We start from the raw sequence: 24,409 nt of genomic DNA, 5'->3' as shown, positions 1-24,409 counted from the left end.
TCAGAAGGCCTTGTTCAGATCGGACGTGGCGTTCTTCTCGGTGTAGGCGCTGTCCTGGATGACGACGTCCTGGGCGACCTTCTCACCCTTGGTGAAGGTGTCGAGGGTCTGGAAGGCCAGCGGCCCGAAGCGCGGGTTGGACTCGATGACACCGGAGATCCAGCCGTCGACGATGCCCTGCACCGCGTTGCGCGTCCCGTCGACCGTCACGATCTTGACGGCGCCCGCCTCCTTGCCCGCGCTCTTCAGCGCGTTGACGGCGCCGAGCCCCATCTCGTCGTTCTCGGCGTAGATTCCGGTGATGTCCGGGTTCGACTGGATCAGCTGCTCGGTGACCTGCTGGCCCTTCTCCCGGGCGAACTCACCGGTCTGCTCGAACACCACCTGGAGGCCGGGCGCCTTGGCCTTGATCTCGTCCTTGAAGCCCTTGGTGCGCTCGGTGGTGACATTGTTCCCGGCCGCGCCGAGCAGAATGGCGACCTTGCCCTTGCCGCCCGTCGCCTCGATCATCCGGTCCGCGGCGCGCTTGCCCTGCTCCACGAAGTCCGAGCCGATGAAGCTCACATAGTCCTTGCACGCGGTCGCGTTGATCTTCCGGTCGATGGTGACGATCGGGATCTTCTTGGCGGCGGCCGTACGCAGGACAGGGCCCCAGCCGTCCGAGTTGAGCGGGGCGATCACCAGCAGGTCCGCGCCCTTGGCGATCAGGTCCTGGACATCGCTGATCTGCTTGGAGAACTGCGACTGGGCGTTGGCGGTGAGGAGTTTGACGCCCCGCCTCTCCGCCTCGGCCTTGATGGAGGCGGTTTCGGCGATCCGGAACGGGTTGGCCTCCTTCTCGGACTGGGAGAAGCCGACGGTCGCCCCGGCGAGATCGGTCTTCTTGCCACCGAACTGCTCGACGGTGCAGGTCTCGGCCTCACCGGCGCCGGGAGTGGCGACCACCTGGCCCGAGCCGCCCCCGGTCGCGGAGCCGGTGTCGCCCGTGGCGCTGTCCTCGGACTTCGCGCACCCGGTGAGAGAGAGCGTGGCGAGCAGACTTGCCGCGAGAACGTTCGTGGTGGTGCGGCGGACGGCGGACGACGACTTCATGGTGGAACCCCATCTCGGCGCGGTCCCGTCGCGCGAGGCGCTGACGGGAGGTCAACTCGTGCGTACGTGCTGGTGCGGTGAGATCGTTCGGAAGGTTTTTACATCGTTGTACGGATCCTGTAAACCCTTCGCGCGATAACAGCTGGACACGGCGCCGTCACTGCCTGCCGATCGTGCTCTCCCGCTCCACCAGCCGGAAATCCGCCCGGAGTTCACGCCTGCCGGCGCCGACGGTGTTCCCCGATGCCTCCGCCGAGTCGGGTGCCTCCGCCGTTCCTCGGATGTCCGCTGTTCCCCGGGTATCCGTCGTTCCCCGGGGTTCCGCCGCGACTCCCAGCCGCTCCACCACCGACTGCACCGCCAGCCGGGCGATGGTGTGCTTGTCGGGCGCGATCGTGGTCAGGGTCACCGCGCCGTAGCGGCCCTCGGTGACGTCGTCGAAGCCCACCACCGCCACATCCTCGGGTACCCGCAGCCCGCGCTCCGACAGCACCCGCATCGCCCCGATCGCGATCAGGTCGTTGTACGCGAAGACCGCGTCCGGCAGTTCGCCGGCGTCCAGCAGGTGCCTCATCGCCGCCGCGCCGTCCGCGTGCTCCCAGCCGCGCGTCGGGGCGATCAGGGAATCCGGGGCGGGCAGTCCGGCAGCCGCCAACTCCTCGCGCCAGCCGCGCAGTCGAAGATGGGAGGGTTGATTGACCCGGTCGGTACGGGCCCCCAGGAAGGCGATCCTCGACCGGCCGAGAGCGAGCAGGTGCCGGACCGCCGTCCTGGCCGCCGCGACATTGTCGATCGCGATGTGGTCGTAGGGCAGGTCGTACTCCCGCTCACCGAGCAGCACCAGCGGCGCGTCGTGGTCACGCCCGCGCAGATCCTCCGGCTCCAGTTCGATGGGGCTCAGGATCAGCCCGTCGATGACCCGCGCCCGGAACCCCTGGCTGACCAGGATCTCCCGCTCACGGAGACCTCCGGTGTGGTCGAGCAGCACGGTGTACTCGTGCTCGGAGGCCGCGTCGATGACCGCGCCCGCCAGTTCGGCGAAGTACGGATTGCCCAGTTCGGGCAGCGCCAGCGCGAGGATGCCCGTACGGCCCTTCCGTAGGTGACGGGCCGTCAAGTTCGGCCGGTAGCCCAGTTCGTCGATCGCCTGCTGGACCCGGCTCCGCATCGCCGGGGTGACATGCCGGTAGTGATTGACCACATTCGACACGGTCTTGATGGAGACGCCCGCGCGTTCCGCGACGTCCTTGAGGCTGACGGTCACCGACACTTCCCCTCCGAGGCGGACCCCCGCGGGCCGCCTTTCGTCCAATTTTGCACACCGTTGCATACGGAGCCGGCCCGTGCTCTGTCATGACCCTGGACAGCGGGCGGAACGGCATGTTGTCATGCCAGCTGCCGTTCCTTCCAACGTTGTACAGAGTGTCGCAACGAGCCGCCACCCTCAGCCGCAAGGAGGATTTGTGCTCATCCGAAGAAAACTGGCCCTCATGCTCGCCGCCGTTCTCGGTGTCGCGGGACTGACCGCGGTTCCGGCCGCCTCGGCCGCGGACGACCCGGTCGAGGCCCATGGTCTCAAGGGCGAGTACTACACCCAGTCCGCCCCGGGAGCCTTTGACTTCCACGAACTCAAGGCCACGGGATTCGACCCGTCCCTCGACTTCGCCAACCTCGAACCGAGGCTCACCGCCGCCACCGGACGGGCGGACGACGTCTCCGTACGCTGGACCGGCAAGATCGTGCCGGAGACCACCGGCGCGCACACCTTCTCGATGACCGGCGACAACGGATTCCGCCTCTGGGTGGACGGCCGGCTCACCATCGACCACTGGGTCGACGACTGGGACAAGGAGCAGAGCGCCCCGCCCGTCGAACTCACCGCGGGCAAGGCCTATGACATCAAGGTGGAGTACTTCGAGCACTTCGGAGGCTCGAACCTGCGTCTGAGGTGGACCGAGCCCGGCGGGGCCAAGGAGCCGGTGCCCTCGTCCGCGTTCCGGCTGCCCGACGGCTTCTCGTACGACGGCGCCGTCGCCGCCACCGTCCTGCCCGACGGCCGCACCCTGCGCCTGGACTTCGCCCAGCGCCTCGCCTCGCCTCCCGCCGGCCTAGCCGACCGTCTCAAGGCGGTCATCGGCGGCGCCGAATGGCCGCTGGGCACCGTGAAGAGGGATGACTCCGACGCCCGTCGGCTGCTCGTGTCCCTCAAGGAACCGGTCGTCGGCAAGGGCGGGTCGGCAGACCTCCGTTACGACGGAACAGGTGGCCTCACGTCCCAGGAGGGCAAGCCGGTCGGGGCCTTCTGGAGCAGCGGACCCAACAACTCGGAGTACGAGCTGAGCACCCCCTGGGCCAAGGACGTCCGGCCCGGAAACGCCCATCCCGAGTACCCCAGGCCGCAGTTGACCCGCGACGCCTGGCAGAACCTCAACGGGCAGTGGCAGTTCGCCGCGGCCGAGGAGGGCGAGAGCCCGCCGGTCGGGAAGAAGCTCGCCGAGAAGATCCTCGTCCCGTACCCCGTGGAGTCACAACTCTCCGGTGTGGAACGGCACGAGGACCGGATGTGGTACCGCCGCACCTTCACCGTGCCGTCCAACTGGCAGATCGGCCAGGGCAAGCGGCTGAACCTCAACTTCGACGCCGTCGACTGGAAGTCCGAGGTGTACGTCAACGGCACCAAGGTCACCGAACACAAGGGCGGTTACGACCGGTTCACCGTCGATGTCACCGACGCCCTCAAGCCCGGCCGTACCCAGGAACTGATCGTCGGCGTCTACGACCCGACCGACGCCAAGGACGGCGAGAACCCGCCCATCGGCAAGCAGCGCCTGGACCCGAGCGGCATCTGGTACACCCCGTCCTCCGGTATCTGGCAGACCGTGTGGATGGAGCCGGTCGCGGCCGACCACGCCGGTTCGCTCAAGCTCACCCCCGATGTGGCGGGGGAGAAGCTCGCCGTCGAGGTGCGCGGGATACGCGACGGTGTGCCCGTCACGGCCACCGCGTACAACGGGAAGCGCAAGGTGGGCACGGTCACCGGCCGCAGCGGAACCGCCCTGAGCGTGCCGGTCCGCGACCCGCACCTGTGGTCGCCGGAGGACCCCCACCTGTACCGGCTGGAGGTGAAGGCGGGCAAGGACAAGGTCGGCAGCTACTTCGGCATGCGCTCCATCGCCGTCGAGAAGGTCGACGGAGTGCCGCGTACGGTCCTCAACGGCAAGCCGGTGTTCATGATGGCCACGCTCGACCAGGGCTTCTGGCCCGACGGCCTGCACACCGCGCCGACGGACGAGGCGCTCGCGTTCGATCTCAAGAAGCACAAGGAGCTGGGCTTCAACTCCGTACGCAAGCACATCAAGGTCGAGCCCGACCGGTGGTTCTACTGGGCCGACCGGCTGGGGCTGCTGGTGTGGCAGGACATGCCGGCGATGAACACGGTCACACCGGACACCGCATCGCGTGCCCAGTACGAACACGAGATGAAGAAGATGATCGACCAGCACAGCAGCAGCCCCTCGGTGATCATGTGGGTCACCTTCAACGAGGGATGGGGCCAGTACGACCAGGCGCGTGTCGCCGCTCAGGCGAAGGCCTGGGACCCGACCCGGCTGGTCAACAACATGAGCGGCGTCAACTGCTGCGGAGCGGTGGACGGCGGGAACGGCGACATCGCCGACGCCCACGGCTATCCGAGCCCACAACTGCCCGCGCCCGACGGCAGACGGGCACTGGTCAGCGGGGAGTACGGCGGACTCGGACTGGCCGTGCCCGGCCACGCCTGGCCGGTGCAGCACACCTATGTGGGTGTCGACCAGTCCAAGTACACCGAGGAGTATCTGGGCCAGCTCGCCAACGTCCGGAAGCTTGCCTGCCAGGGCAGCAACGGGGCGGTCTACACCCAGATCACCGATGTGGAAGGCGAGTTGAACGGATTGCTCACCTACGACCGTAAGGTGATGAAGCCCGATGTGGAGCGGCTCAAGGCCGCGCACGAGGCACTGATCGACGAGGTCGCGGATCCGGCGTCGATGGAGTGCGGCACGTCCTGACCGAACGAGTGGCCCCGGTCCGTCGCACGCCATGACGGACCGGGGCTACACGGCTGCCCGGGGGAGGATCCCGCCGAAGCCGCCGCGCTCCCGCCCGCACCGGCCGTCGAGCACACCGCGACGCACACCGCGAGCCCCCGGGAATAGGCTGCCGGGTGATCGGCATTGCCGTTTGTCGTACGGAGCGGCGACCGATCGTTGTCCAGAGCGGCAACCGACGCCATCGGCCACAGCGAGGAGCCCCATGCCCCAGGCGTATGTCTTCACCGAGCACGGCGGCCCGGAGGTGGAGGCCTTCATCGACCTGCCACCCGTGAGCCCCGGCCCCGGCCAACTGCTCGTGGCCGTCCGCGCGGCGGGCGTCAACCCCGTCGACTGGAAGCTGCGGAACGGCTACCGCCGGCCCGGCTCCGCGCCCGCGGAGCTGCCCGCGGTGCTGGGCAGCGAGGCCGCGGGCGTGGTCGAGGCGGTCGGTCCGGGCGTCGAGGGCTTCGCCGTCGGTGACGCGGTCTTCGGGTCCACGCTCACCGGCGGCTACGCGCAGTACACCCTGCTGCCCGTCGAGGTCACCGCGCACAAGCCGGACGCCCTCTCGTTCACCGACGCGGCCGCGCTGCCGGTCGCGGCGGCGACCGCGTACGACGCCGTCAACCAGGTCGGCCTGGCCCCCGGCGCCACCCTCCTGATCACCGGAGCCGGTGGGGGCGTGGGCGTGGCCGCCACACAGATCGCGCGCGGCTTCGGGCTGCGTGTCATCGGCACGGCGAGCGCGGGAAAGAAGGAGTTCGTCGAGTCCCTGGGCGCCGTCCATGTCCCGTCGGGCCCCGATCTCGCCGGGCGCGTACGAGCCGTGGCGCCCGACGGCGTCGACGCCGTCCTGGACCTCGTCGGCGGCGCCGCTCTCCAGGCCGTGGCCGAGCTGGTCGAGGACCGTACGAAACTGATCAGCGCCGCCGACAAGGGCACGGTGCCGCAGCTGGGCGGCGCGGCGGTCGTACGGCTGCGGACGGCCGCCGTCCTCGACGAGGTCGCCAAGCTCGTGGTGGCCGGCACCTTGCGGCCGTACGTGACCCGGACCTTTCCGCTGGAGCGGGCGGACGAGGCGCTGCGCGCGATGGAGGACGGGCACGCCCAGGGCAAGATCGTGATCGAGGTCGGACCGTGAGCGGCACCTCACGATCCGTACCGCACCCGTCGGCGGCGGCCGTACCGCGCCCGTCCGTGCCTCCCGGCCCGGGCCCGTCCATGCCGCGTCCGCGCGTGTCGGATTCCCCGGTGCCCCACCGCCACCCGCTGGACAACCCCGTACGCTCCGCGCTCACCGGACCGCACGCCCACTTCGCCGAGCTGTGCGGCCGGCTGCTGCGCTACCCGCCCGAGGTGTCGGGCTGGCTGGCGCTGCCGGACGAGCCGGGCGGCCCCGTCGAGGCGGACTGGGCTGACGCGGCCGCGCTGGCGGGCCCCGGCGGGTTCCTCGCGCTCGCCGGATTCCCGGTCCCTCCGCCCCCGGAATGGGAGGTCACCTTCCGTATCGAGGGCGTACAGCTCGTCGGTGCGGGGATGGCCACCGCGCCGGACGAGGAGGCCGTACGCCTCGGTCCCGCCGATGTGCCGGAGATGCTCGACCTGGTCGAGCGCACCAGGCCGGGCCCGTTCATGGTGCGCACCATCGAGATGGGGGCGTATCTCGGCATCCGTCGCGGTGGCGCGCTGGTCGCCATGGCGGGGGAGCGGATGCGCCCGCCGGGCTGGTCGGAGATCAGCGCCGTCTGCACCGACCCGGCGTTCCGCGGCCAGGGGCTGGCCGCCCGGCTCGTGCCGGCCGTCGCCGACGTCATCCGCGCCCGGGGCGAGGAGCCGTTCCTGCACGCCGCCGCGGACAATACGAACGCCGTCAGGCTGTACGAGTCGCTGGGCTTCCGGCTGCGCGCGACGCCCACTTTCCTCGGACTGCGCATCCCGGCCTGACCGGGCCGGACGGGCCGCTGTTCTGCCGCGAGAAAGCACCGACGCGGCGGGACCACCCGACAACCGGATAAGATGTCGGCATTTTGTTGACCCCTGGCACGTCGGTATGCTCCTGACCTGCGGGGATCGCCGCAATAGCCAATAAAAGCCCCATCCGGGACTACGGCGTACGAGTGATCGAGGAACGGCAACAGCGATGACGGTGACAGAGGACAGCCCTGGGTACGGCGGGAGCCAGGCGCGTGGCGAGAGCCCGGAGTACGGTCCCGGCATCGACCCCGAGCGCATGGCCGTCTGCCTGGGCGTGCTCGACGAACTCGACAAGCTCGACGTCGACCACCCCGACGCGATCGCGGTCCGGCGCGCCACGGCCGGTATCTACCGGACCGTCAAGCAGCGCCGTCGCCAGGAGCGCAGGGCCGCCAAGACCGCCCACGACAAGGCCGTCACCGAAGCGACCGCCACCGGCTCCGCCGAGCGCATCGACGACGAGACGCAGGGCCTGCTGCCCTCCTCGTCGGTCAGTGGCGAGATCGCGGGCATTCTCCAGCGGCCCCGCTCCTGCTACATCTGCAAGGCCCGCTACACCGAGGTCGACGCCTTCTACCACCAGCTCTGCCAGGCGTGCGCCGCCGAGAACCGCGCCCGTCGTGACGCCCGTACGGACCTCACCGGACGGCGCGCGCTGCTCACCGGCGGCCGGGCCAAGATCGGCATGTACATCGCGCTGCGGTTGCTGCGTGACGGTGCCCACACCACCATCACCACCCGCTTCCCCGGCGATGCCATCCGTCGCTTCAAGGCGATGCCGGACAGCGCCGACTGGATCCACCGCCTCAAGATCGTCGGCATCGATCTCCGGGACCCGGCGCAGGTCGTCGCCCTGGCCGACTCCGTCGCCGCCGAGGGCCCGCTGGACATCCTGATCAACAACGCCGCGCAGACGGTACGCCGCTCCCCGCAGGCGTACAGCGAGCTCCTCGCCGCCGAGTCCGCGCCCCTGCCCGCCGGTGAACTCCCGGCCTCCCAGGTGATCGGAGCCTTCGGCAGCGGCGCTCGGGCCGTCCTGCCGGCCGCCGGGGCCCAGGCCCTGAGCGCCTCGGACGTCACCGGACTCGCGCTGGTCGGCGGATCCGCCACGCTCGCGCGGATCGAGGCGGGCACGGCGATCGACGCGGGTGGTCTCGTACCCGATCTGCACGACAGCAACAGCTGGGTGCAGACGGTCTCCGAGGTCGACCCGGTCGAGCTGCTCGAAGTGCAACTGTGCAACTCCACCGCGCCGTTCATCCTCATCAGCCGGCTCCGTCCGGCGATGGCCGCGGCGGGCGCCGGTGCGGGGGCCGGTTCCGGGAGCGGTGCCGGAACCGGGGCCAAGCGCGCCTACGTGGTGAACGTCTCCGCGATGGAGGGCGTTTTCAGCCGTGGCTACAAGGGCGCGGGACACCCGCACACGAACATGGCCAAGGCCGCGCTGAACATGCTCACCCGCACCAGTGCACAGGAGATGTTCGAGTCCCACCGCATCCTGATGACCGCCGTCGACACCGGCTGGATCACCGACGAGCGACCGCATCCGGACAAGATGCGACTGGCTGACGAGGGCTTCCACGCGCCGCTCGACCTGATCGACGGCGCTGCCCGGGTGTACGACCCGATCGTGCGGGGCGAGGGCGGCGAGGACCTCTACGGGTGCTTCCTCAAGGACTACGCGCCTGCCAACTGGTAGTCGGCTGGTTGGCCGGAATGTCACCCGAACGCGGGCCCTATAGAGCGGCCTGACGCTCATTTGGTTACTCTGACATGAACGACCGGCCAAGCAGGGGATACACCATCCCCGCGGCCGTGCTGGGACAGGCCCACTACCACGGCCGCGATCCCGTTCCTGAAACGGCGCCACCGCGACGAAGCTGCCCCTGTCCCAGAGTTACCCGACACAGAGGAGTGCGCGGTGACACCAGATCTGACGAAGCCTGAACAGCCCTTGACGGAACCCCGCGAACGGATCCGTGGGCCCGAGAAGCTCGGCAACCTCGAAGTGTGGGCGAGGTCCGCCCCGATCAGGCTGGCTGGTTACGAGGACGACCTCGCGGAGCCGCACATCCTGCCCGGTATCGACTGACGGAGCGTTCCGCGTCCCGTACTCCAGCCGTCCCGCACTCCGGCGACGGCCGGGGTGCGGGACGCTTCCGGTTCTGCCGCCGGTTCGGTCGTGGGCTCATCCGCTGGTCCGGTCGTCGGTCCGGCCAGGAACCGGACGTCGGCCACCGGCGGCGTAGTGCGCGGGGACCTGGAGCGGCGGCGCCCTCCGGCGGTTCCCACGGGTGCGGCCACGCGGTGTCGATCACCGGCAGGCCGTCGCCATGATCGGGCTGACCAGCGCGGACACCCCGCATCACCTCCAGACTTGAACGTGTTTGATTCCGCCGTGAACGAGATGTCGAGGCTTGAACGTGTTCAAGCCTCGCGCCTGTCGGCACCGGCCCGGCTTGCGGGCCGGAGGTGAATCCGGCAGACATAAAAAGGACATTCCTGGAGGAAGAGGCGGGAGATTCTGGTGCGTTCACCCATCCGTCGTCGGCATGCCGCGATCGTCGCGCTGTCCGTAGGCATTCTGATCACGGCCGGCTGCGGTGGGAGTGGTGGTGGCGAGGGTGAGAGCGCGCCGGGCGCCAAGGAGCTCTTTTTCCAGCGGGCGGCGGCCGAGGGACCCGACCCGTTCACCGTGTCGACCGCCGCGGTCCAGCCGCGCCCCGGCTCGGGGGCCCGGCCCGGCCCCGGGGTTCGGCCCGCGCGGGAGGGTTCCGGGTCCGGCACGGGCGACGGCGCCGCGCGGACGTCCCGCTCCCTGCCCGGCTCCACGCCCGGTCTGTACGGCGGAACCCGGTCCGTCTCCAGCTGTGATGTGGAACGACAGGTCCGCCTCCTCACCGAGGAGCCGGCGAAGGTCCGCGCCTTCGCGCAGGGGGCGGGCATCACCCGGACGTCCGTGCCGGGCTTCCTGAGGGGGCTCACCCCGGTGGCTCTGCGGGTCGACATCCGGGTGACGAACCACGGCTACCGCGCCGGATCCGCCCGTACCTTCCAGTCCGTCCTCCAGGCGGGCACCGCCGTCATGGTCGACAACCGAGGGCTGCCGAGGGTGCGCTGCGCCTGTGGGGGTCCGCTGAGCCCGCCGGTCGTCACGCGGGGCTCCGTGCGGCACAGGGGCGACCCGTGGCCGTCCTACCGGCCCGACCGGGTGGTCGTCATCCAGCGTGCCCCGCGGATCCTCGACAGTCTGGTCATCGTGGACACGGCGAACAACGCCTGGCTCGAACGCGGGACCGGCACCGACGGGGACGGTGACCGGACTCCCGGGACCTCGCCGGCGTACGGCCCGGAGGCCGACATCACCGATCCGGCCGTCGTGAAGCCGCCGGGGCAGGCCATGCCCGAAGCCCCCGCCGGCAACGCGCGGCCGTCCTCGCCGCAGGAGCCCGGGTCTCCGGGTGATCCGGGCGACCTGGGGGTGCTGGAAGGTCCGGATGTGGAGACAGGCCTGGACGCGGGGCTGGACGGGCCGCTGGGCGGCTCACCGGACGGGACGCTGGACGCGCCTGGGGGCGGTCCGCTCGAACCGGGTGGTGAGTCGATCCTCCCGGACGCCGACGCCCCGGCGGACCCGTCGGGGACGGCCGACGGGCTCGCCCGGCCTGATGACGCCCCGGGGGGCGTGCCCGGGGACGGGCCGGTCGGAACCGACACCTCGCAGGGTTGACGGATCAGTTCAAGACAGACCGGACCACTCGAAGAATCCGACAAATAATGACAGAGTGTCTCCATGGCTGAACGGGCAGCGGGTCCCCTGTCGCTCCCCGACGACTGGCCGGCTCATCCGGACATCAGCCTGTCCCTCAACAGGATGGGCACCTTCGACTGGGATCTCGGTCGCGAGCGGCTGCATCTCGATGCCTCGGCCCTCGAAGTCTTCGACCTGCTCCCCGACGAGTTCGACGGGCGTCCCCGGACCCTTGAGGCGCGGGTTCCGCACAGCGAGGGCATCCGGCTCGATGACGTCATCAAGCAGGCGCTCAAGGACGGCAGCGAGGGCTACGGCTCGTACCTCCGGATCCGTCGGCGGGACGGAACCATGCGCTGGACCCATATCCAGGGCCGCATCGTCCGCGACGCCGAGGGACAGCCCTGCCGTGTGATCGGTATCGTCCGCGACGCCGCCCGGGAACTCGTCGACTCCACCGCACGCCTCGAGCTGGCCGCCGTACGCCGCGTGCAGACCAGTGTCGTCGAGGGCACGGCGGCGGCGCTCGCCCACGCCAGGACCGTCAAGGACGTCATCGACGTACTGAACGAGTCCGACGGGCTCGAACACCTCGGCGCCACCAGCCTCGTCATGGGGCTGCTGGAGTCGGGACGCATCCGTCTGGTCGCCGAGGGGCCCGACGGTTCCTACGTGCCGGGGACGCGCATCACGCGGATCGACGAGGGATACCCGATGAGCGAGGTGCTGCGGACACTGGTTCCCCGCTTCATCGAGTCCGCCGAGGAGTTCGCGGCCTCCTACCCGTTGCTGTGGCCGCACATCAGTGAGCTCGCGATCAACGCCGCCGCCTATCTCCCGCTGATCGCCCAGGCACGTCCCATCGGCGCGCTCGGACTGCTCTACCGCGACAAGAACGGATTCACCGCCGAGGACCGCAACCTGCTGGTCACTCTCAGCAGCAGCATCGCCCAGAGCCTTCAGCGCGCCATGCTCTTCGAGCAGGACCACGACCTCGCGGAGGGGCTCCAGCAGGCGATGCTGCCGCGCCGGATCCCCGCCGTGTCCGGGGCGGAGATCGCGGTCCGGTACCGCTCGGCCCGGCTCGGCCAGGAGATCGGCGGCGACTGGTACGACGTCATCCCGCTGCCCGGTGGCCGGGTCGGGGCGGTCATCGGGGACGTGCAGGGCCATGACACCCACGCGGCCGCCGTCATGGGCCAGCTGCGCATCGTGCTCAGGGCGTACGCCGCCGAAGGACACGCGCCGGCCACGGTGATGGCCCGGGCGTCGGTCTTCCTGCACGAGCTGGACACCGACCGCTTCGCGACCTGCACCTACGTGGAGGCCGATCTGTCGACGGGAGTGGTCCAGCTGGTCCGGGCCGGCCATGTCGACCCGCTGATCAGGGACACCGACGGAAGCTGCCGCAGGCTGCCGGTGCCCGGCGGGATGCCGCTGGGTCTCTCGGCGTTCTTCGGCTGGCTCGACTACCCCGTGGAGACCATCGAGCTGGACCCGGGCCAGACTCTGCTGCTCTACACCGACGGACTGGTGGAGCAGCCGGGCGCGGATCTGGACGACGGGATGCTGCTGCTGGCCGGGCTGGTACGGGACGGGCCGCACGATCTTCAGCTGCTGGCCGATCAGCTCTGCGGGGCGGTGGACGAACAGGGCGGCGAGGACGACGCCGCCGTCCTGCTGCTGCGCCGTGGCGGCGCCCGGTCCCCGAGGACCGGCGGGCGGCTCCAGCAGCATGTCGGCCAGGGCGATCCGGAGGTGCTGAGCACCACACGGCACATGATCCGGGCGGCGGTGAGTGCCTGGGGAGCGAGGCAGCGTGCGGACGAGATCGAACTGGCCGCCGACGAGCTGATCACCAACGCGCTGGTGCACACCGACAACGGAGCGATCGTGGTCGTACGGGTGCTGCCCGGGGCGGAGCGGCGGCTGCGGGTCGAGGTCGAGGACCGGTCCAGTGCGCTGCCGCATCGCCGCGAGGCCGGTGAGTCGGGGGTCTCGGGCCGGGGGCTGCTGCTCGTGGATCAGCTGGCGGACGAGTGGGGAGTGGAGTCGCGCGGCAGCGGCAAGTGCGTGTGGTGCGAGTTCATCGTCCCGGAACGCTCACCACATTGAGCGAAACACATCGTTAACTGATCGCGCTTTGATCGTACTTGAACGTAACGGACAATTGGCGATTGTCTGTGTTCCCGCACTCCTCACCTTCCAGGATCTGGGGTTTCTTTGACCACCGAGCTGCTGGCACCTCTCGATCTGGCTTTCTGGCACCTCGAATCAGCCGACCATCCCATGCACCTCGGTGCGCTGGCCTTCTTCACCACGACGCCCGGAACGCCGGACGGCGCGGGTGTGCTGGAGCTGCTCGCCGCACGGGCCGCCGCCATTCCCCGGCTCCGGATGCGGGTACGGGGCGTCTGGCTGCCGGTCGGCGGCGCGGCCTGGGCGGTGGACAAGGACTTCGACGTACGACGGCATGTCAGGACGCTGTCCCTGCCCGAAGGCGACTTCGAGGCGGAGGCCGCGCGGCTGGCCGGAGAGCTGATGGAACGGCCGCTGGAGCGCGGCATCCCGCCCTGGGAGATGTACGTCCTGACGGAGCGGGGTCCGGCCGGGGGAGAGGACACGGCGGCCGGCCGGCCCTTCGCCGTCCTCGTGAAGCTGCACCACGCCCTGGCGGACGGCATGCGCGCGGTCGCCATCGGCGCGGGCATCTTCGACCAGATCGCCGACGCGCGGGCGGCCGGGGTGCGCAAGGTGCGGCCCGTGCCGCCCCGTTCCTGGCTGCCGGGACCCTGGCAGGTGGCGGGGCTGGCCCGGGGCCGGATCGAGGAGCTGGGCCGCGCGGTCGGCATCGGAGCCTCGGTCGTACGGGCCAGCCGGCTCGACCCACGAGGAACGCCCGCCCTCACTGCCGGGTCCAGCGGTACGCGCCGGCTCGCCACCGCCGTACTCGACCTGGAGGACGTCCGGCGCATCCGCAGAAGCACCGGTGGCACGGCCAACGATGTCCTGCTCGCGACAGTGGCCGGGGCGCTGCGCCGCTGGATGCTCGAACGGGGTGACCAGCTGCCCGCGGCCTCTCCACGCGCGCTGGTGCCGGTCTCCCGGCGCCGTCCCGGCAGCCAGCCCGGCTCCGGGAACAAGTTCTCCGCCTATCTCCTCGGCCTGCCGGTCGCCGAGGCCGACCCCCGGGCCAGGCTCGCCGCCGTCCGCCGGGGCATGGACCGCAACAAGTCCGGCGGCCCGTCGCGGGGGGCCGGGGCCGTCGCCGTCCTCGCCGACCAACTGCCGCCGCTCGCCCACCGGATCGGGGCGCCGCTGGCGGGCAGCGCGGCCAGAATCCTCTTCGACATCCTGGTGACGAGCGTGCCGCTGCCGCGCTCGACACTCTCGCTGGGCGGCTGCCCACTGCGCGAGGTGTATCCGATGGCGCCCCTGGCGCGCGGACAGTCCCTGGCGGTGGCGATGTCCACGTACGGCGGGCGGGTGCATGTGGGACTGGTCGCCGACGGCAAGGCCGTACCCGATCTCGACCGGCTGGCGCGGGGCATGAACGACGAACTGGCAGAGCTGCTCCAGGCCACCGGACACGTGGGACAGGCCGGCGGATCATCCTGATGAGGAAGGTGAGCCGGGGCAGGAAGACCGGGCGCGTCAGGCGGATCGGACAGGCCGCTGCCGAAAGATCGGACAGTTCGCTTCCGAAAGAGCCGTAGAAGCTCCTCCCGGGGTGTTGACGGCCTGTCAGCCATCCGATGAATATTCATCGTGATCGAACGGCGGACCACCTTCGGGAGGCGGTAGCGGTATGCGGCACACCACGCTCGGACGCGGTGCGGTCAGCGTGAGCGGACTGTCCTTCGGGGCGGCCGGGATCGGAAATCTCTACACCCCGGTCTCCGCCGAGCAGGCCCTGGCAGCGGTCGACGCCGCCTGGGACGCGGGCATCCGTTACTTCGACACCGCACCGCACTACGGCCTCGGGCTCTCCGAACAGCGGCTCGGCGAAGCGCTGCGGGACCGGGCGCGCGACTCGTACACCCTCTCCACCAAGGTGGGCCGACGCCTCGAAGCCGTGAGCGACACCACGTCGGCGGGCGACGATCTCGCCCATGGCTTCGCCGTACCGGCCACGCACCGCCGCGTATGGGACTTCAGCGCCGACGGGGTACGACGCGCCCTGGACGACAGCCTCGGGCGGCTCGGCCTCGACCGTGTCGACATCGTCTATCTGCACGACCCGGACGACCACGAGGACGAAGCCTTCAAGCAGGCCTATCCGGCCCTGGAGAGGCTGCGCGCCGAAGGGGTCGTCGGTGCGATCGGAGCCGGGATGAACCAGACCGCGATGCTCACCCGCTTCCTCCGCGACACCGACGTCGATGTCGTCCTGTGCGCCGGGCGCTTCACCCTGCTCGACCAGTCGGCGCTGACCGGACTGCTGCCCGAGGCCGGGGCGCGCGGCCGGAGCGTGATCGTCGGCGGGGTCTTCAACTCGGGCCTGCTCGCCGACCCGCGCCCCGGCGCGACGTACGACTACACCGCCGCACCGCCCGCCCTGCTCGACCGGGCCCTGCGCATGGACGCCGTCACCCGGCGGTACGGACTCCCCCTGCGCGCCGCCGCGCTGCACTACCCGCTGCGCCAGCCGGCCGTCGCCGGCGTCCTGGTCGGCACCAGATCCGCGGCCGAGGTGCGGGACGTGGCCGACCTCCTCGGCCGTACCGTTCCCGAAGAGCTGTGGGCGGAGCTGCGCGCCGAAGGCCTGCTGAGTGAGGAGCCCGCGCCCGGAGAACCGACGGCCGAGGGCGGAGCCGCGTCATGAGAGTCGCTCTGCACACCCGGGTCCGCGCCGACCGTGTCGCGGAGTACGAGGCCGCGCACCGCGAAGTGCCCGCCGAACTCACCGGCGCGATCCGCGCGGCCGGCGCCACCTCCTGGACGATCTGGCGCAGTGGTACCGATCTCTTCCATCTGCTGGAGTGCGAGGACTACGCACGCCTGCTCGCCGCGCTGGAGCGGCTGCCGGTCAATATCGCCTGGCAGGCCAGGATGGCCGAGCTGCTCGATGTCGTGCACGACTACTCCGAGGGCGGCGCCGCAGCCGGACTGCCCGTGGTCTGGGAGCTCTGACGTCCGATGCCCCGGCCGGCCCTCGTCGATGCCCACCACCACATCTGGGATCTGTCCGTACGCGACCAGGACTGGATCACCGGCCCCGCGATGGCGCCGATCCGCCGGAACTTCACCCTCGGCGAGCTGGAGACGGAGGCGCGGGCAGCCGGAGTGACGGCGACCGTTCTCGTCCAGACCATCGGTGTCCCCGAGGAGACACCGGAATTCCTGGCGGCCGCCGCAGGCAGTGACCTCGTCGCGGGGGTCGTCGGCTGGACCGATCTCACCGCGCCCGGCATCGCGGACACTCTCGCCGCGCTGCGCGGACTGCCCGGCGGGGACCGGCTCGTGGGGATCCGCCACCAGGTGCAGGGCGAACCCGATCCGCGGTGGCTGCTGCGCCCGGACGTCCTGCGTGGGCTCGCCGCGGTCGCGGCGGCGGGGCTCGCGTACGACCTGCTCGTCCTCCCGCACCAGCTGCCCGCGGCGATCAGGGCCGCGGAGCTGCTGCCCGGCCTCACTCTCGTCCTCGACCACCTGGCGAAACCACCGGTCGCCATGGGCGAGACGGAGCCGTGGGCGGGCCGGATCCGAGCGCTGGCCGCCCGCCCCAACACCGTCTGCAAGCTCTCCGGGCTGGTCACCGAGGCCGCCTGGGACTCCTGGACGGCCGACGTGCTGCGGCCGTACGCGGACGTGGTCCTGGACTCCTTCGGGCCCGGACGGCTGATGTTCGGTTCCGACTGGCCGGTGTGCGGGCTGGCCGCCACGTACGGCGAGGTGCTCGACGCGGCCCGGACGGTGACCGACGGGCTGAGCGAGGACGAGCGCGACGCGGTCTTCGGGACCACCGCGCGGCGCGTGTACGGCCTGTGAACAGGTCCTGCGGCTCATCCGCGGGCGGCATCGCGTGGTCGCGGCCCGCCGGCAGGTCCACCGGCTCACCGCGCGGTGGTACGGGGCCTGCGGCACGCTGGACGCATGCCGGAAGTACCCGAGGTCGAAGCGCTGCGAGAATTCCTCGACGCCCAGCTGGTGGGCAAGGAGATCGTCCGCGTCCTGCCCCTGACGGTCAACGTCCTCAAGACCTATGACCCGCCCGTCTCCGCGCTGGAAGGAGTCACGGTCACCTCCGTCGCCCGGCACGGCAAGTACCTCGACATCGTCGCGGGCGACGCCGGACTGCATGTCGCGATCCATCTCGCCCGCGCGGGCTGGCTGCGCTGGAAGGACTCGTTCCCGGCCGCCCCGCCGCGGCCCGGCAAGGGACCGCTCGCGCTGCGGGTCGTGCTCAGCGAGGGGGACGGGTTCGATCTGACGGAGGCGGGCAGCACCAAGCGCCTCGCGGTCCACGTCGTACGCGCCCCGGCGGACGTCCCCGGCATCGCGCGGCTCGGTCCCGATCCGCTGGACGACTCCTTCGACCGCGCCGCTTTCGCCCGGCTGCTCGCCGGTGAACACCGGCAGCTCAAGGGCGCCCTGCGGGACCAGCGGCTCATCGCGGGGATCGGGAACGCGTACAGCGACGAGATTCTGCACGCCGCGAAAATGTCGCCGTTCAAGCCGGTGAAGAACCTCTCCGAGGAGGAGATCACGGTCCTCTACGAGGCGATGCGGTCCACTCTGAGTGAGGCGATCGAGCGCTCGCACGGGGTCGCGGCGGGGCGGCTCAAGGCGGAGAAGAAGAGCGGACTGCGGGTGCACGGCCGTACCGGCGAGACCTGCCCGGTCTGTGGTGACACCATCCGGGAGGTCTCGTTCAGCGATTCCTCGCTCCAGTACTGCCCCACCTGCCAGACGGGCGGCAAACTGCTCGCCGACCGCAGAATGTCCCGGCTCCTCAAGTAAGACCGACTCAAATAAGACCGACCGGCAATAAGACCGACCGGCAATTGGGGGGCGGCGTCGCCGGTAGGTTCCGTACGTCGCGCGGCGCGGACCCCGGTCATCCGCCGATGACCACCAGCCTGACGCCGTCCGTGCACCGCACCTCGAAGTGGTCGATCTGGCCCCGCCGCAGTGCCGCCCCGCCCCGGATGACCAGTGGTTTCCTGCTGCCCGTACGGGCAGCCCAGGTCGTCACCGTCTCCTGCGACCCGTCCTGCCCCACCGCGACCAGGGAGCAGACTCCGGAGTCGGCGGGGCGGACCAGTTCGAGTCCGACATCCGTCCCCCAGTCCCTCTCCACGACGGTCACCACGGCCGATGTCCCCGCCGCCCGGTCCGACGCGGCCCACCGCGCCGTCAGGGGAGTTGCCAGCAGTACCTCCTGCCGCGAAGACGCGCTGAGGACGGCGAGCGGAGCGCCCACGGCGAGCACCGCCGCCACGGCCACCAGCGCGAACCGCCGCCTGCGGCCCCTGCGCCGCTCGGCCGCCGTACTGCCGAGCAGCTTGGTCAGCAGCTCCGGGTCCGCGCCCGTTACCGGCGTCATCCCCTCGGGAGTCCGCCGGGCGAACGTGTCGAGCTGTGTCTTCAATCCGTCGAAGTCGGCCAGCAACAGGGTGCATTGCGGGCATTCCATCAGATGATCTTCGAAGCGGAAGGCGTCCGGGGCGTCGAGCACGCCAAGTGCGTAGGCGCCGACATCGCGATGGAGGTCCAAGGTCCGCATGATGTCTGGTACGTACCGGAGCCCGGATTCATTCAAGGCATATGCAGGTCCTGTCCGGCCGATCTCTGCCGCGCCCGCAAGACCGGCCGGGCAGGACCTAAACTCCGGCACATGCTGCGTGTACTGGCCGTGGACGACGAAGAACCCGCCCTCGAAGAGCTGCTCTACCTGCTCCGGGCCGATCCGCGGATCCGCGCCGCCGAGGGGGCGACCGGTGCCACGGACGCGCTGCGCCGGATCGGGGCCGCGCTCGACGCGGGCGCAGGCGACTCCGCCGCCGTCGATGTGGTCTTCCTCGACATCCATATGGCCGGGCTGACCGGACTCGATGTCGCCCGGCTGCTGGCCGGCTTCGCCGAGCCCCCGCTGATCGTCTTCGTCACCGCCCACGAGGACTTCGCCGTCCAGGCCTTCGACCTGAAGGCCGTCGACTACGTCCTCAAACCCGTCCGCAAGGAGCGGCTCGCCGAGGCCGTCCGCCGGGTCGCGGAACTGGTGGGGGAGCGGGCGCCGCTGCCCGCCCAGCCCACCGACCAGATACCGGTCGAACGGGGCGGTGTGATCCGCTTCGTGGCCGTCGAGGACATCGCCTATGCCGAGGCGCAGGGCGACTACGCCCGGCTGCACACCGACACCGGCAGCCACCTGGTGCGGATCCCGCTCAGCACGCTGGAGGAGCGCTGGCGGGCCCGCGGGTTCGTACGGATCCACCGCCGCCATCTCGTCGCCCTGGCCCGGATCGACGAACTGCGCCTGGACGCGGGCGCGATGAGCGTTCGCGTCGGTGACGCGGAGCTGGCCGTCAGCCGACGCCACTCCCGCGCCCTGCGCGATCTGCTGATGCGGCAGGGCGGGCGCTGACCAGGGCCTTCCCGCCGCGACGCCGGGCTGCGTACACTCCGGGCGACCGGGCCGGCCGGACGGGGAGGAGGCACCATGACGGAAGAGCCCATGTCCCGCTCGTCCACGTTCCGGCAGTCGGCGCCCCGCACGTCGGCGCCTCGCTCGTCCATGCCCCGGCAGCCCGCGCCCCGGCGCGAGGTCGTCACCGGTGAGCCCCGTCGCGTACGCCCTCTGCCGCGCTACCGGGCCCAGGCCGAGATCGAGGAACAGACCGCGCTCGGCGATGCCTATGTCCGTTCTCTGATGCGCAGTCAACTCCGGGCCGGGCTCACGGCGTTCGGCGTACTCGTCCTGGTCGCCGGCACACTGCCGCTCGCCTTCGCCACGCTCCGCGACGCGACGGTGGTCTGGTCTGTGCTCGGCTTCGCCGCCTACCCACTGCTCACCCTCCTCGCCTGGTGGTACGTACGGCGCGCGGAACGCAACGAGCGCGACTTCGCCCGGCTCGTGAAGGGCCGGCCCGTCCCGTGAGCCAGAGCTACACGGTGACGGCCATCGTCGTCGTCGTACTCGCCACCGTGCTCGTGGGCGGCTTCGGGCTGCGGATATCCCGTACCACCTCTGACTTCTACGTAGCCTCCCGTACGGTCGGACCCGCGCTCAACGCCGCCGCGATCAGCGGCGAATACCTCTCCGCCGCCTCCTTCCTGGGCATCGCGGGCCTGGTGCTGCTGCACGGTCCGGACATGCTCTGGTACCCGGTCGGCTACACCGCCGGTTATCTGGTCCTCCTGGTCTTCGTCGCCGCCCCGCTGCGCCGCTCGGGGGCGTACACCCTCCCGGATTTCGCCGAGGGACGGCTCGAATCCCGTCCGGTGCGCCGACTGGTGAGCGTGTTCGTGGTGGGAGCCGGCTGGCTCTACCTGGTGCCCCAACTCCAGGGCGCGGGAATGACGTTGAAGATCCTCACCGGGGCGCCCGACTGGTTCGGCGGGGTGCTCGTCGCGCTGGTCGTGGTGGTGGCGGTCGCCGCGGGCGGCATGCGCAGCATCACCTTCGTCCAGGCATTCCAGTACTGGCTCAAGCTCACCGCGCTGCTCGTCCCCGCCCTCTTCCTGCTGCTGGCCTGGCAGGGCGACGACCGCCCGGGTGCCGATCTCGATGTGACGGCCGCCGTCGCGGGACGCGCCGACCATCCGCTGTACGCGACCTACGGACTGATCGTGGCGACCTTCCTCGGCACGATGGGGCTGCCCCATGTCGTCGTCCGCTTCTACACCAGCCCCAACGGCCGGGCCGCGCGCCGCACCACCGTCGTCGTGCTGGCGCTGATCGGCGCGTTCTATCTGCTGCCGCCCGTCTACGGCGCTCTGGGCAGGCTGTACGTACCCGAACTCCCGTACGGCACAGACGCCGACGCCGCCGTACTGCTGCTGCCCGAGCGGGCGATCGGCGGACTCGGCGGAGACCTGCTCGGCGCGCTGGTCGCGGGCGGGGCCTTCGCCGCGTTCCTCTCCACGGCCTCCGGCCTGACCATGGCCGTCGCGGGAGTCCTCACCCAGGATGTCCTCCCGTCGCGCGGCGTACGGCACTTCCGGCTGGCCACGCCGCTCGCCATGGCCGTACCGCTCGGTGGATCGCTGCTGGTCAGCGGAATGCCCGTGGCCGACTCGGTGGCCATGGCCTTCGCGGTCTCCGCGTCGTCGTTCTGCCCGCTGCTGGTGCTCGGCATCTGGTGGCGGCGGCTCACCCCGCCCGGTGCCGTCGCCGGGCTGCTCCTCGGCGGCGGTCTCGCGTTCGCGGCCACGATGATCACGGTGAGCGGGACCGTACGGTCCGGCTGGCCGCACGCGCTGCTCGCCTGGCCCGCCGTCTGGTCGGTGCCGGTCGGCTTCCTCGCGATGATCCTGGTGTCCCTCGCCACGCCCGACCGGATACCTCCCGGCACCAACGCCGCCATGACGCGCTTCCATCTGCCGGAGGCCCTGATGCCGGGCGGCCGCGCCGGCCCGGACTGCGCGGGCGGCACCGGCGGCAGTACGGGGCGTACGCGATGAGTGGGGAGGCCTTCGCCGTACTCATCGTCCTCGGCCCGCTGTTGCTGGCGGGCGGCTTCCTGCTCGGCCGCCGCACCGCGCGCCCCGAGCGGATCAGCGACGTCGGAACCCCCGTCGAACACGCCACCTTCGAGACCCTGCACACCGCCTCGCTCGCCGCGCCTCCGCTACGGGCCGGTCTCACCGAGGAGAGCGCCCGCAAGGCGGCCCACCGGCTGCGGTCCCTGCTGGGCACCGACGCGCTGTGCCTCACCGACCGCGAGCGGGTCCTCGCCTGGGACGGTCTCGGCGAGCACCACGGCACACACGTGATGGAACAGGTCGACGGACTGCTCGGCAGCGGCCGCGGTACGGCCTTCGCCAGTGGCTGCGACGACCTCGACTGTCCGTTGCGCTGGGGCGTGGCCGCCCCGCTGACCGTCGACCACCGGGTGCTCGGCACTCTCGTCGCCTACGCGCCGCGCGAGTCGGCCGTTCTGGCCCGCGCCGCGGGCGAGGTCGCGCGCTGGGTCTCCGTACAGCTGGAACTGGCCGAGCTGGACCGCTCCCGCACCCGGCTGATCGAGGCCGAGATCAAGGCGCTGCGCGCCCAGATCTCCCCGCACTTCATCTTCAACTCGCTTGCCGCCATTGCCTCGTTCGTCCGCACCGACCCCGGGCGAGCCCGTGAACTCCTGCTGGAATTCGCCGACTTCACCCGCTACTCGTTCCGCAGTCACGGTGACTTCACCACGCTCGCCGACGAACTGCACTCCATCGACCAGTATCTGGCTCTCGTCCGGGCCCGGTTCGGCGAGAGGCTCTCGGTCACGCTTCAGGTCGCACCGGAGGTGCTGCCCGTCGCCATGCCGTTCCTCTGTCTGCAACCGCTCGTCGAGAACGCGGTCAAGCACGGGCTCGAAGGGGCCTCCACCACAAGCCGTATCACCATCAGCGCACTCGACGCCGGAGCCGAGGCCGAGGTGGTGATCGAGGACGACGGGGTCGGCATGGAGCCGGACCGGCTGCGCCGGATTCTGCGCGGCGAGGGCGGCGTGTCCACCGGAATCGGGCTGCTCAATGTGGACGAACGGCTGCGCCAGGTGTACGGGGACGCGTACGGCCTGGTCATCGAGACGGGCGTCGCAGCCGGAATGAAGATCACGGTACGGATCCCCAAGTACCGCGCGGGTGTGCACGGCACGTGACGGACGAACCGCCACGACGGACGAACCGTCAACGACGGACGATTCCCGCGGCGCGGCCACTGCGCCGCTTCGGAATCGGACGGGGCATCAGAACAGATGGATCGCCAGATGCCCCAGCGGCAGGCCCAGTTGCCAGGCCGGCGTCCACACCTGCGGTCCCTCCTCGCCGGTCCCGAACGGGTCGTCGCCCGCCGGTCCCACCGCGTCGAGATCCGGCGCCAGCAACTCCGTCTCCTCCAGCCACCGCCAGGCCGCGCCCGCCAGCTCCAGGTCCGGGTCACGGCTGCGCGTGCCGGCCTCGAAGGCGACCGCCTCAAGACGGTCGAGGCGCCCGCAGACCCACTCCTGCCAGCAGGTCCCGTACGCGGTGAGGGAGCGCCACTCCTCCATGTGCGCCACCATCCGCGGGCCGCCCACCGAGCCGTCGGTGAGGAAAATGGTCAGGGCCAGCGCGTCCCGGCCCGCCCGGTACTCGAGCGTCGTGGGCGGCATGAGATCGCCGGTGCGCAGCAGTTCGTCGGCGAGGTATTCGGCGTACATCCATGCCATCGGCACCAGCAGATCACCACCATCAGCCCCTTCGGTACTGTCCGGACGCATCGCTTTTCCGCCTTCCTTTGTTTCTTCCTCCGAAGCGTGCTTCAGGGAGCATTGAACCGGCGGAGACCGCCGCGCGTGGCCAGAAGGGCAGGATCGGACGGCGGACGGGAGCGGATTGTGACGGGTGTGGCCGACGGTGACGCGACCGATGCTGGAACGGCCGATTGCGGCCCACATGTACGGCCGCTCCTCGGCGCCTATGTGCTGGGAGCGCTCGCGCCCGAGGAGGACCTTCGGGTCGTGGACCATCTGGCCGGCTGTGACCCGTGCGGCGCCGCCTATCTGGAGGTGGCCGAAGTGCCGTCGCTGCTCGCGCTCTTCGACGAGGACGACCTGCTGTAGCCGGGCAGGGACCGGCTCAGTGCCCGAAGGGCGTAGTACGAGCGGGACTTGACCGTGCCGGGCGGGATCCCCAGTACCCGCGCGGTCTCGTCCACGCTCAGCCCGCGGAAGTAGATCTGCGCCAGCACCGCACGGTGTTCGCGGCTGAGGGCCCTCACCGCCTCCCGTACGTCGAGCACCGCGACCGTGCTCTCCGTATGGTCCTCCGGATCGGGGGTGGCGGCGAGGATCCCGTCGCTGACCTCCGGAGGCCGCGCCATCCGGGACCGGCGGGCATCGATCGCCAGCCTGCGCGCGACGGTGAACAGCCAGGGCCGCATGGAGTCGAAGGGCCCGTCGAACGCCTCGGGGTGCTGCCAGGCACGTACCAGCGTCTCCTGGAGCAGATCCTCGGCGCGCTGCCGGTCGCCGTACGTCAGCCCGAGCAGAAAGTTCAGCAGGGCGGGTCCGTGTTCACGCTGAAGCTCCGCCAGAACCCGCTCGTCGGCCGTCTCCGTTGACGTAGCCGTGGTCATCGTGAACGCCCTTTCCCCGCCGGGATCGCTGTCGTGGCGAGATCGCGCCACCCGGCGTATCCGAACGCATAGCGACGCCTGAGGACAGGCGGCGCACAGAGGTCTGCGACGAGCGGTCGCTCACTGCGGCGAGCGGTGCGGTGAACGGTCCGGCCGAGGCGTTTGGGCCCTTTGGGGGCTCTTGTCGGCTTGGTTACTTGACATCCATTTATGCGACTATATGGATTCATCGGGACGGTATCCCCG

General features: G+C 70.7%; 22 protein-coding genes. 17 read left to right on the top strand and 5 right to left on the bottom strand.

Annotated features, from left to right (window positions below; translation table 11 throughout):
* Complete coding sequence (locus ACIQD6_RS11000; protein ID WP_401880623.1) at positions 1 to 1,092, bottom strand: ABC transporter substrate-binding protein; 1,092 nt, start codon at positions 1,090 to 1,092, stop codon at positions 1 to 3.
* Between the two features lie 157 nt (positions 1,093 to 1,249).
* On the bottom strand, positions 1,250 to 2,356 hold the full coding sequence (locus ACIQD6_RS10995) for a LacI family DNA-binding transcriptional regulator (protein ID WP_401880621.1): 1,107 nt from the start codon (positions 2,354 to 2,356) through the stop codon (positions 1,250 to 1,252).
* A gap of 226 nt (positions 2,357 to 2,582) precedes the next feature.
* Here ACIQD6_RS10995 and ACIQD6_RS10990 point away from each other — a divergent pair, with 226 nt between their 5' ends.
* From ACIQD6_RS10990 to ACIQD6_RS10935, 12 genes are all read left to right on the top strand, one after another.
* Entirely contained in the window at positions 2,583 to 5,141 is a 2,559-nt protein-coding gene (locus tag ACIQD6_RS10990; protein WP_401880818.1) for a PA14 domain-containing protein, read from the top strand.
* Positions 5,142 to 5,385: 244 nt separating this feature from the next.
* A complete protein-coding gene (locus ACIQD6_RS10985; RefSeq protein WP_401880619.1) occupies positions 5,386 to 6,306 on the top strand; it encodes an NADP-dependent oxidoreductase in 921 nt (306 codons plus the stop codon).
* Positions 6,307 to 6,386: 80 nt separating this feature from the next.
* Complete coding sequence (locus ACIQD6_RS10980; protein ID WP_401880816.1) at positions 6,387 to 7,109, top strand: GNAT family N-acetyltransferase; 723 nt, start codon at positions 6,387 to 6,389, stop codon at positions 7,107 to 7,109.
* A 196-nt stretch (positions 7,110 to 7,305) separates the two neighbouring features.
* The gene (locus ACIQD6_RS10975) at positions 7,306 to 8,838 is read left to right on the top strand and encodes an SDR family NAD(P)-dependent oxidoreductase (RefSeq protein ID WP_401880617.1); all 1,533 of its coding nucleotides are present in this window, start codon (positions 7,306 to 7,308) and stop codon (positions 8,836 to 8,838) included.
* Positions 8,839 to 9,060: 222 nt separating this feature from the next.
* Positions 9,061 to 9,231, top strand: a complete 171-nt coding sequence (locus ACIQD6_RS10970; RefSeq protein WP_401880615.1) for a hypothetical protein — start codon at positions 9,061 to 9,063, stop codon at positions 9,229 to 9,231.
* A gap of 435 nt (positions 9,232 to 9,666) precedes the next feature.
* Entirely contained in the window at positions 9,667 to 10,869 is a 1,203-nt protein-coding gene (locus tag ACIQD6_RS10965) for a DUF6777 domain-containing protein (RefSeq protein ID WP_401880614.1), read from the top strand.
* A gap of 63 nt (positions 10,870 to 10,932) precedes the next feature.
* Positions 10,933 to 13,005, top strand: a complete 2,073-nt coding sequence (locus ACIQD6_RS10960; RefSeq protein ID WP_401880612.1) for a SpoIIE family protein phosphatase — start codon at positions 10,933 to 10,935, stop codon at positions 13,003 to 13,005.
* A gap of 108 nt (positions 13,006 to 13,113) precedes the next feature.
* Complete coding sequence (locus tag ACIQD6_RS10955) at positions 13,114 to 14,508, top strand: wax ester/triacylglycerol synthase family O-acyltransferase (RefSeq protein WP_401880610.1); 1,395 nt, start codon at positions 13,114 to 13,116, stop codon at positions 14,506 to 14,508.
* Positions 14,509 to 14,698: 190 nt separating this feature from the next.
* Positions 14,699 to 15,715 (top strand): aldo/keto reductase, encoded by a 1,017-nt coding sequence (locus ACIQD6_RS10950; protein ID WP_401880608.1) that lies wholly within the window; start codon positions 14,699 to 14,701, stop codon positions 15,713 to 15,715.
* Positions 15,712 to 16,023 carry an L-rhamnose mutarotase gene (locus ACIQD6_RS10945; protein WP_401880606.1) on the top strand — a complete coding sequence of 104 codons (312 nt, stop codon included), beginning with the start codon at positions 15,712 to 15,714 and terminating at the stop codon, positions 16,021 to 16,023. Before ACIQD6_RS10950 ends, ACIQD6_RS10945 begins: the two co-directional genes overlap by 4 nt.
* A gap of 6 nt (positions 16,024 to 16,029) precedes the next feature.
* Entirely contained in the window at positions 16,030 to 16,881 is an 852-nt protein-coding gene (locus ACIQD6_RS10940; RefSeq protein ID WP_401880604.1) for an amidohydrolase family protein, read from the top strand.
* 105 nt (positions 16,882 to 16,986) lie between these two features.
* Positions 16,987 to 17,853: an Fpg/Nei family DNA glycosylase gene (locus ACIQD6_RS10935; RefSeq protein ID WP_401880602.1), complete on the top strand. Its 867-nt coding sequence runs from the start codon at positions 16,987 to 16,989 to the stop codon at positions 17,851 to 17,853.
* Positions 17,854 to 17,950: 97 nt separating this feature from the next.
* On the opposite strand, the gene ACIQD6_RS10930 is transcribed toward ACIQD6_RS10935, so the two are convergent.
* Positions 17,951 to 18,610: a zf-HC2 domain-containing protein gene (locus tag ACIQD6_RS10930; RefSeq protein ID WP_401880600.1), complete on the bottom strand. Its 660-nt coding sequence runs from the start codon at positions 18,608 to 18,610 to the stop codon at positions 17,951 to 17,953.
* Positions 18,611 to 18,730: 120 nt separating this feature from the next.
* On the opposite strand from ACIQD6_RS10930, the gene ACIQD6_RS10925 reads away from it, so the two are divergent.
* The 4 genes from ACIQD6_RS10925 to ACIQD6_RS10910 all read left to right on the top strand — a co-directional run bounded on the left by ACIQD6_RS10925 (position 18,731) and on the right by ACIQD6_RS10910 (position 22,706).
* On the top strand, positions 18,731 to 19,480 hold the full coding sequence (locus tag ACIQD6_RS10925; RefSeq protein WP_401880598.1) for a LytR/AlgR family response regulator transcription factor: 750 nt from the start codon (positions 18,731 to 18,733) through the stop codon (positions 19,478 to 19,480).
* Between the two features lie 150 nt (positions 19,481 to 19,630).
* A complete protein-coding gene (locus ACIQD6_RS10920; RefSeq protein WP_401880814.1) occupies positions 19,631 to 19,993 on the top strand; it encodes a hypothetical protein in 363 nt (120 codons plus the stop codon).
* Positions 19,990 to 21,519, top strand: a complete 1,530-nt coding sequence (locus ACIQD6_RS10915) for a cation acetate symporter (RefSeq protein WP_401880596.1) — start codon at positions 19,990 to 19,992, stop codon at positions 21,517 to 21,519. The genes ACIQD6_RS10920 and ACIQD6_RS10915 overlap by 4 nt, the downstream gene beginning before the upstream one ends.
* Positions 21,516 to 22,706 (top strand): sensor histidine kinase, encoded by a 1,191-nt coding sequence (locus ACIQD6_RS10910; RefSeq protein ID WP_401880594.1) that lies wholly within the window; start codon positions 21,516 to 21,518, stop codon positions 22,704 to 22,706. The genes ACIQD6_RS10915 and ACIQD6_RS10910 overlap by 4 nt, the downstream gene beginning before the upstream one ends.
* 87 nt (positions 22,707 to 22,793) lie before the next feature.
* On the opposite strand, the gene ACIQD6_RS10905 is transcribed toward ACIQD6_RS10910, so the two are convergent.
* Positions 22,794 to 23,306 (bottom strand): hypothetical protein, encoded by a 513-nt coding sequence (locus ACIQD6_RS10905; protein WP_401880592.1) that lies wholly within the window; start codon positions 23,304 to 23,306, stop codon positions 22,794 to 22,796.
* Between the two features lie 126 nt (positions 23,307 to 23,432).
* Here ACIQD6_RS10905 and ACIQD6_RS10900 point away from each other — a divergent pair, with 126 nt between their 5' ends.
* Complete coding sequence (locus ACIQD6_RS10900) at positions 23,433 to 23,648, top strand: zf-HC2 domain-containing protein (protein WP_401880812.1); 216 nt, start codon at positions 23,433 to 23,435, stop codon at positions 23,646 to 23,648.
* Here ACIQD6_RS10900 and ACIQD6_RS10895 read toward each other — a convergent pair.
* Positions 23,585 to 24,163 carry a sigma-70 family RNA polymerase sigma factor gene (locus ACIQD6_RS10895; RefSeq protein ID WP_401880590.1) on the bottom strand — a complete coding sequence of 193 codons (579 nt, stop codon included), beginning with the start codon at positions 24,161 to 24,163 and terminating at the stop codon, positions 23,585 to 23,587. The genes ACIQD6_RS10900 and ACIQD6_RS10895 overlap by 64 nt on opposite strands.
* Between the last annotated feature and the right edge of the window lie 246 nt (positions 24,164 to 24,409).

It is taken from the genome of Streptomyces sp. NPDC088400, from assembly GCF_044753355.1.
In the GTDB taxonomy this organism is placed as follows: Bacteria; Actinomycetota; Actinomycetes; order Streptomycetales; family Streptomycetaceae; genus Streptomyces.
The sequence above is the reverse complement of the archived record's forward strand: the minus strand, read 5'-3'. Positions and strand labels throughout refer to the sequence as shown.